Genomic DNA, 8,250 nt, shown 5'->3' with positions numbered 1-8,250 from the left:
TTCTCTCAAACAATGGAGCCTCCTCAAAACCCGGAGCGATTCACTTCTTCATCGCCCAGACTGTAGACAGGTGCAAATCCGCCGCCCGGAGTCCTGAAGTTCGTGGTCTGCCCCTGATAGACACGCGCGGCTGTCCACTGGACTCGGCTGTTGTACACGTAGCTGCGCAAGTCGAACTTCAAAGTCTTGGGACTGTCAGCCGTACCGGAAACCCGAACGCCAGGAGCGACAACTCGCTGAGCGATGTATTCGCCCGACAAGATTTCCTGCCAAACCCGCTTCGTTACCTTGTCGCCCCGGTAGGCCGCTCTGCCTCCGTATCCAGCGACAGGCTTGAAGAACAGATTGCGTCGCTCGTTCCACAATCGTTCCGCGTTATTGGTCGTGACGCTCTCGGTGAAAGGCACGTTGGCGACCAATATGTCGATAGTCGCCTGGGGTACCCCAAGTGCTTCGAGTGCGGTGGCATCACTCAATATCGTGAGGTTTCGCTTGTTCGCGTAGACAGCGTGAGCGTGCGGGTGCGGGGTGAGTACAACCGCGTCCTCGCAGTACGCGTCACGCAGAGCGCGCGACTCAGGCGCCTCGAGCATGAAGTCGGTAAGCCGATTGTAGACCAGGTCAATCTTAAACTCACCAGACCACAGCGCGCCATCTTTGAAGTTAAGTTCACCCGGGTCGGCAATGACGGCATTGATGTCGTTCGTGGCGAAGAGCCGCTGAAACAGAAGGAACTCTGGGTAGAGGTATTGTTGCTGAGGTTGAGTGTCGACTATCGCAATGGTTCGCAAAGGCAAAGCTCGCTTTGCGCAGGCCCATTCTGCCTGGAACATCTGCACTATCTCGTCATCGAACACGGCGCCGGAAAGGACAGCTTGCGCCAGCTGAGTATCGTCCAGACAGCAGGTTCGATGCGCCCTTGCCATAGCAGCGTTGAGCATCGCGCCTCCAGCATTTGTATTTATTTCAATGAGGCCAAGGTTCGCACCGTCTGGGTGGAAGTCGTATCCGAAAAACACCCCTCGTGCGCCGCTGGCCCCTTTCTTGGCAATGTCGGGCGCCTCGGCCAGTACAAGCTCTCGGAATGCAGGGAGCTCAATAACAGACTCAAGGGCGCGTACTACCTCCTCGATTCTGTCCGCCTGGGTACTGGAAATGAAAACGGGCCGTGCCGAGAACAAGTACGGGCAACGTTCCTCTATCAGTTCAAATAGCATATCGTCATGCACTTCGCAGGACAGCGCCGACTTCAAGGCCGACTTATCTAAGCTGCTGCAAAAGCAGGAACTGTTGAGCTGTTCTGCTGGCAACGTGGCCAAGTCATAATTCGTTACCTGGTTGTCGCCAACGATTTCGGAATTTCGCATGTGGTTCCTATCCTTGGTGCGAGCTCATGGCTCGGCTGTTCGGCGCCGCCGTCTGCCCGCGAAGGCGTAAAGCGTTGGTGATTACTGAGACGGAGCTAAGACTCATGGCAAGTGCGGCAACCATTGGAGATAAGAGCTGTCCAGTGAACGGATACAGGACTCCAGCGGCCAGTGGTATCCCAAGCGCGTTATAGACGAAGGCAAAGCCGAGGTTTTGCCACATATTTCGCACCGTCTGTACCGAAATAGAGCGAGCGACAGCGATACCGCGCAGGTCACCCTTCACAAGGGTGATGTGGGCACTGTTGATGGCCACATCCGTCCCCGTACCCATGGCTACGCCGACGTTCGCTTTGGCGAGCGCAGGCGCGTCGTTAATACCGTCGCCAGCCATTGCGACAACCCGCCCCTCTTTCTGCAGCTTGTCTACCAAAGCAAGTTTGTCCTGCGGCTTTACTTCGCCGTAGAACTCCTCTATTCCGAGTTTTGAGGCAACTGAGCGAGCAGTGGTGATTCCATCCCCAGTAGCCATCACAACAGTTATCCCGTCGTTACGGAGATTCGTCAGCGCCTCTATTGTCGTTGCCTTGATAGGGTCAGATACCGCCAGGAGACCTACCAGCACGCCTCCCTCGGCGAGGTACATTACGCTGGCGCCCTCGGCCCTCAGGTTCTCAGCGGGTCCCGTAAGGGCACGCCAGTCGACATTCACAGACTCCATCAGTGCGGTATTTCCCAGTGCAACCCGTTTTCCGCCTACGATACCTGTCACCCCAATACCGCTGGCAGACTCGAAGGTTTCGGGCTTCGATAGCAAAATCCCTCGGTTCTTCGCCTCTGCCACGATTGCGTGAGCTAACGGGTGCTCGCTGCCCTGGTCGAGGCTGGCGGCAAGCTGCAAGACGTACTCATCGTTATACCCTGGCGCCGCGACAACGGTATTGAACGCCGGCTTTCCTTCCGTTAGCGTGCCCGTCTTGTCCACAATGATAGTGTTCACCTTTCGAAGGTCCTCGATAGCAGCTGCGTCGCGGAACAGCACTCCTTGGGTTGCGGCCCTTCCAGTTGCCGCCATGATGGACATTGGCGTCGCCAAGCCTAATGCGCATGGACAAGCAATGATAAGTACTGCCACCGCGTTGACGAACGCAAAAACCCAGCTTGGTTCCGGGCCAAACAGTCCCCAGACCACAAGGGTCAGAAGCGCGATTACCGCGACAACGACTACGAAATATCCAGCCACCGAGTCAGCCAGACGCTGCATTGGCGCGCGCGAACGCTGGGCCTGCGAAACCATCTGTACAATTTGTGACAGCATGGTTTCTGAGCCGACTTTCTCTGCAGTCATTACGAGGCTGCCGCTTGTGTTGATGGTCGCGCCTATGAGCCGGTCGCCAGGTCGTTTTGTGACGGGAACGGGTTCACCTGTAAGCATCGACTCATCAACGGCGCTTTCCCCTTCCGCCACCAGTCCGTCTACCGGGACCTTTTCGCCTGGGCGAACTCTGAGGGAATCTCCAACGTGTACATGGGTCAGGGGAACATCTTCTTCGCTCCCGTCTGATGCAATACGGCGCGCCGTCTTGGGGGCTAGACCCAGCAACGATTTGATGGCAGCCGAAGTCTGGGAGCGCGCACGCAGTTCCAGGATTTGGCCGAGCAACGTCAGCGAAACGATTACTGCTGCCGCCTCAAAGTAGACACCGATACGCCCGTGGCTGGCAAAAGTGGCCGGGAAAGCGTTAGGAGCTAACGTAGCAACGAGGCTATAGCCATACGCAGCCATGACCCCTGTGCCAATGAGCGTCCACATATTCGGGCTCATGCGTATGATGGATTGGAACCATCGCACGAAGAATGGCCAGCCGGCCCAAAGAACGACTGGTGTGCTTAGCGCTAACTCAATCCAATTTTGCCCAGCTACGCCTGCCGGGAAAAGGACATGACCGAACATCGCCAGTGCAAAGAGAACTGCTGTTAGTGGTAGCGTCCACCAGAAACGCCGGCGAAAATCCACCAGTTCCGGATTCTCCTCATCGTCCAAAGACGGAAGCTCAGGCTCTAGCGCCATACCGCAAATCGGGCAATTTCCCGGCATGGACTGTCGAATCTCAGGATGCATCGGACAGATATAAATTGTCCCTGCCGGTGCTTGTAGGCGTACCTCGGCTGCGTTCGCCGGGGCTAAATAACTTCCAGGAGCGGCCCTGAACTTGTCCATGCATTTTGCGCTGCAGAAGTGATATACCTCGCCGTCATAGGCAATCTCCCGCTCCGCGTTAGGACCTACTTTCATGCCGCACACAGGGTCAGTGAACGGCTTCGTGTCTGTTGGTTGGTCAGAAGAGGTCATGCTGCCTACAGCGTGAGCATGGCCTGGGGATTGCATCCCAGAGTGCTTATGCGCTTCGTGGTCTCCGTGCGTTTCCGTCGTCATACCTAGCTCCTAAAGACTTGCAGTTAGCTCATTGAACTAAAGCGTGATGACTCACTGTAGACCCTCCCATGATTGGAAGGTCAAGCGGTTTTGAGACATTCAGATACCGCGTGAAGATGCGGTATCTGAACTTCCTACTTTTGAGAAGGTTTAGATTTAAGCTGCCATTCGCTGGCACTCAGCCGCGCACTGCCGGCAGGCTTCTGCACACTTTTGGCAATGGTCCATTTGATGCTGTCCGCACTCATCGGCGCAGGCTTTGCAGATTTCTGCGCACATACGGCAAACCGCTGCGGCGTGTTCGCTCCCGCGCGCCATCAGTGCTGCAGCAAAGCGGCAGGCCTGTGCACAGTCCATGTCCAAAGCGATGCACTTTGCCATCGCTGCCACGTGTTCCTCCTTCAAACACATTGCTGCGCAGTTGTCGCAAGCGTTGGCACAGGCGTTGCATGCATCGATACAGCTCTGAAAATTATTCATGTCCATGTCGTTCTCCAAATGTGAAGGTCAAGTTACTCGTAGTACGAAATTAGGTCAGTTTCAAAACCGACCCAGGCGGCGTGACGGTTAGTCGAGTCTGCGTACGTTTGCAACTGGTACGAAGTCACAGTCACGGAACTGCTTGCACAGCATTTCCCTCATGTCGTTAATTGAGTTCTTCTGCATCGTTACGATGTTGTCGCAGTACCGGCGAAGACCATCGTGAGATAGGTCGCTTTTGACCTGGCATTCGATGCTAGGGCTTAGCGCAGCAAAGTGGTGGCTGCTAAACACCTTGAGAAATTGTTCATCGAACTGGCGTCCAGCAGGGGCCCGCTCAAGCATTTGAATCATCTGCATCCCGGAGGGGGCGAGCTTGGGCACGTACGAGACTCCGTACCACTCACGCAGCATTCGCTGGGCCTTTGCAATTTCCTCACGCTGACCGCGGTTGGCTTGGCGCGACATCGAACGAATTTCTTCGGCGGATGCCTTAGGGATGCTTTCTGCGTAGCCTGGCGTAGGTGTCGTACCTTCGTCAGGGTTAATGATGGCCGGGTCTCGGACCCGGTCACTACCTGCCGCAAGTTCTGTCATACGCAGGGCCGAGTAATGGTGGTCAATGATGAAGGTCAAATAGTTCTTTTCGAATCGTGCCGTTCTTCTGTCGCCTGGGCCTTCAGCTGATGCGGCGGACGAGAGAAGAAGAGTGCCGGCAGCCATGACGGCAACAGCCGCCTGACTCCAGCCTGAGCGGTGGACGCGACCTGCCCTTCCGGTATTTGCGGAGAGTTTGGAATTCATGATTTCCTCTAAACGTAATGAAAGCGATAACGTGCATGCAAGTTCGACGACCGCCATAACGAAAACGGCAGCCAGGGACAAGCTGGAATGCTTACAGGATTACGGAGAGGAATTTCGGCGGTCGCTCTAAGCCAGCTGAGATGTGGCTTGCGAATATGCCAAGTGGGGTTACTACGGGAGAGTCGTTTTTAAACGACTGAATTTTGGGCGAGTGCACTGGCGGAGGAGCACCTGCTCCTAGACCGCATGCTGCGCAAGGCTTGCATGAGCCAGTTTTCTTTAATTGCTGTTGGGAAGGTTCGCCGGTCGAGTCATCCTCAACCATCTGCATGCTGCCTGTGTCCTCGCACGGCATCTTCGAGGCTACTCTAGCTTCACCGCCACTAGGCACCAAAATCATCGACTGTGTCTGTGCGCGTACGCAGCACCCTCCTACCACAGCAGCTAGTCCCTGTAGAGGGACGGCCACCAATAGGAGCCAGAGCATGCACACGCGGGAAAGACCTCGTTTCATGTTGGCAGTCTAGCAGCGAGAAAAAACCTGGGGCACACCGTACTGTCAGGAAAACCTAGATACGAAAACGCTAGGTTGAAGTCCGTCCTTTGAAGCTAGACTGGCGCCAGGCAACTACTTGGCAAGTACTCGTCGCTTACTGTGGAGTATGCGCCTGCCCCCGCCAAGCTGCCTGCGCAGTCCAAGGTCAGATAGCCGCTGGTGGCTGCTGCGAGGTCAGGACAGCGGCCGCAATTAACGCGGCAAGTAGAACAACGCTCTCAACAATCAAAACAAGCCTTACAGACTGCAGCCCCGGCGTAGAGTGCCGTGCACGTGCAAGTCCGAACACCTTGTTATAGCCACCGAGGACAAGCGCCACGCTTACAAAGCAGAGCTTCACTACGAGTGCCGTCGTGTACAGACTACTGGCAAGCAGGTTGTCCACAGTTCCAACTCTGTTCCAGGCGTTAAACAAGCCCGTGGCGAATACGGCTATGACAGCAACTACTGCAGCTGCAGACATTGATTCAAGGTAGTGAGCCAGTCGGTTCAAGTCAGGTTGGGTTGCGCCGTTGCCTATCGCTTTCCACGCTGAGACAGCTACTAAGCCCGTCCATGCGCCCATCGCAGTGAGGTGGATTACCTCCACCGCGAAGGGAAGCGTCCAGAAACCGTTTTCACCAGCATGCCCCATTGACGCGCGTACAAACGCGAAGAGGCTTAAGGCGGCAAGTACTGTCCACTCACGCCACTTCCCCGTCGAATGAAGTACTCGAATGACCAGTACTACGGTAATCGCGAAAAATGAGATATAGCCGGCCCGCCCAATGCTTGTCATGGTCAACATCTGCCAGACTACGTCCTTGGCTTCTTGTAAGCTTACGCCCCCCATCACGGCGGCGGATGCCCACAACATAGCACCTGTTCCTAGTACGCCGAGTGTAGCCGCGACAATGTCGCCTGAGCGCAGTAGGGCTTCAGCGTCCGTACGTGGAATACCTGACGCCACAAGCCAACGGCGGGCCAGCCATGAGCCAACAAGCCACGCGAACGCGGCGTTCAAGGCAACGACTGCCCCAACTTGAAGGCCCAGGACGCTATCCACTTATTTCACCGAGAACGAGAACGTGCCTGTACGGCGGTGACCGTCATGGCCGGCTACGGCCCATTTGACGGTATAAGTACCCGTGGTCAGACCTTTAGTTTGGAGGCGCACAATTGCCGGGTTGGCGGCATCGACCTTCGCCTTCTCAGTCTCGACAACCTTACCGTCGGTGTAAGTCAACGTCACGGTGCTAAACGCTTGTTCAACTTTCTCGTTGAAGGTTAGAGAAATTTCGGCCGGCGCCGTTTCCAACACGGCTCCTGGCGTCGGATTCGAAGCAGTAAGCTTCGCGTGTGCCATCGCGAGCGGGGCTGCGAGGGTAGCTGCCGCAAAGACACATGCGGTTACGATTTTTTGGATAGTTTTCATGTTCAACCTCGAGGTAGTTATTGATTACTTAGCTTTACGGGAAGACCAGTGAACGTGCGTGATGAGCCACTTGTCACCTTGCTTTTCCAATACGGCGGTCTCCGTTCCAAACGAGTGGACGTTCGTTCCTTTGAACTTGCCCTTTGTCTCCGTTTCGCGTGTGACAATGGCGATATTCCCCTCAACTCGCTCGTTCTGGCGAATGACCGTCTGGCTCGTCGCTTTAGCAAAGGCCATGTCACTTGGCAGATGGTGGCCAGCATATTCGTCGCGTGAACGCTCGACGTAACCCGACTCGAAAATCTGGATAGTCGGGGACAGGAAGACAGTAGCCGCGTCGGCCTTTCCCGCTGACAGCGCGTCATGAAACGCAGAGACGGTTTCGAGTGGAGTCGCAGCGAATGCCTGGAGGGACGCGGCAGAGAGCGCGATGGCAAAAAGTGTTTGGCGCATAGATTTTTATATGTCTGTAATGGTTGGGGGACAGCCCGACAAGCCGATTTTCGATTACTAAACTTGTCGTGCTCTAACTGCTCTCGAACTTCTTACTTCTTCGGCGTTGCCCAAGATTTTTTCATCTCGGCCATGTGCGCCACTTCCTTCTTTTGCGTTTCGACGAGCTTGTTCGCAAACTCCTTAACTTCGGCATGCTGGAGTTTTGGCGCTGCAGTTTGGGCCATTTTGATGGCGCCCTTGTGGTGCTGGGTCATCATGTCCACGAACTGCCGGTCGAACTGTTCACCCTTGGCGGAGGTCAGCTTTTCGCTCGACATTCCCTTCATCGACTCTGGCATCCCTGGCATTTTCATGTTTATCGCCTCTGGCTTGCCGGCATACCACTGCTCTTTCCATCCCTTGAGCTGGGCAATCTCTTTTTCCTGCTCGGCCATCATCTTCTTAGCCATGTCCTTGAGGTGCTGGCTGTCAGTACGACTGTCTACCAAGCTGGCCATATGCATCGCCATCTGATGGTGCATTGCCATCGTGTCCAAGAACTGCTGCTCGTAGGGCGCTTTTACGGCGTTTGGCGAGCTCTTGTGCATTGAGTCCATCGAGTGCATCTTCGCCATGTCGTGTCCGGCGGCGCCGTGTGCGCCGCTTTGATGCTGAGGCATTGCGCCTGCGGACACAGCGATAAAGGCGAACGTAGCTGTCAAGACCCGCCTGGTTATAGACGCGCTTTCTGAACAAT

Annotated in this window: 8 protein-coding genes; all 8 read right to left on the bottom strand. The window is 55.5% G+C overall.

The window, feature by feature from the left end; all coding sequences use genetic code 11:
* Nucleotides 1-23: 23 nt before the first annotated feature.
* Nucleotides 24-1,367, bottom strand: a complete 1,344-nt coding sequence (locus QWL29_RS26045) for a hypothetical protein (RefSeq protein ID WP_305825765.1) — start codon at nt 1,365-1,367, stop codon at nt 24-26.
* A gap of 7 nt (nt 1,368-1,374) precedes the next feature.
* Nucleotides 1,375-3,720 (bottom strand): heavy metal translocating P-type ATPase, encoded by a 2,346-nt coding sequence (locus QWL29_RS26040; RefSeq protein ID WP_305825764.1) that lies wholly within the window; start codon nt 3,718-3,720, stop codon nt 1,375-1,377.
* Between the two features lie 240 nt (nt 3,721-3,960).
* Nucleotides 3,961-4,290: a four-helix bundle copper-binding protein gene (locus QWL29_RS26035; protein ID WP_305825763.1), complete on the bottom strand. Its 330-nt coding sequence runs from the start codon at nt 4,288-4,290 to the stop codon at nt 3,961-3,963.
* Nucleotides 4,291-4,371: 81 nt separating this feature from the next.
* Nucleotides 4,372-5,088, bottom strand: coding sequence for a DUF305 domain-containing protein (locus QWL29_RS26030; protein WP_305825762.1), 717 nt, complete (start codon nt 5,086-5,088; stop codon nt 4,372-4,374).
* A gap of 701 nt (nt 5,089-5,789) precedes the next feature.
* On the bottom strand, nt 5,790-6,689 hold the full coding sequence (locus tag QWL29_RS26025) for a CopD family protein (RefSeq protein ID WP_502572781.1): 900 nt from the start codon (nt 6,687-6,689) through the stop codon (nt 5,790-5,792).
* Nucleotides 6,690-7,058 carry a copper homeostasis periplasmic binding protein CopC gene (copC, locus tag QWL29_RS26020; protein WP_305825760.1) on the bottom strand — a complete coding sequence of 123 codons (369 nt, stop codon included), beginning with the start codon at nt 7,056-7,058 and terminating at the stop codon, nt 6,690-6,692. It abuts the gene before it with no gap.
* A gap of 24 nt (nt 7,059-7,082) precedes the next feature.
* Entirely contained in the window at nt 7,083-7,511 is a 429-nt protein-coding gene (locus QWL29_RS26015; RefSeq protein ID WP_305825759.1) for a YybH family protein, read from the bottom strand.
* Nucleotides 7,512-7,603: 92 nt separating this feature from the next.
* A partial coding sequence (locus QWL29_RS26010) for a DUF305 domain-containing protein (protein ID WP_305825758.1) occupies nt 7,604-8,250 on the bottom strand: 647 nt, incomplete at its 5' end.

Source organism: Massilia brevitalea, from assembly GCF_030711405.1.
Taxonomy (GTDB): Bacteria; Pseudomonadota; Gammaproteobacteria; order Burkholderiales; family Burkholderiaceae_D; genus Telluria; species Telluria brevitalea.
This window is presented reverse-complemented; position numbering and strand designations above follow the sequence as displayed.

What these genes read in the sequence shown, in the direction of transcription:
- copC (WP_305825760.1), bottom strand. Translation starts at nt 7,058, where the DNA reads ATGAAAACTATCCAAAAAATCGTAACCGCATGTGTCTTTGCGGCAGCT.
- QWL29_RS26045 (WP_305825765.1), bottom strand. Translation starts at nt 1,367, where the DNA reads ATGCGAAATTCCGAAATCGTTGGCGACAACCAGGTAACGAATTATGAC.
- QWL29_RS26030 (WP_305825762.1), bottom strand. Translation starts at nt 5,088, where the DNA reads ATGAATTCCAAACTCTCCGCAAATACCGGAAGGGCAGGTCGCGTCCAC.
- QWL29_RS26040 (WP_305825764.1), bottom strand. Translation starts at nt 3,720, where the DNA reads ATGACCTCTTCTGACCAACCAACAGACACGAAGCCGTTCACTGACCCT.
- QWL29_RS26035 (WP_305825763.1), bottom strand. Translation starts at nt 4,290, where the DNA reads ATGGACATGAATAATTTTCAGAGCTGTATCGATGCATGCAACGCCTGT.
- QWL29_RS26015 (WP_305825759.1), bottom strand. Translation starts at nt 7,511, where the DNA reads ATGCGCCAAACACTTTTTGCCATCGCGCTCTCTGCCGCGTCCCTCCAG.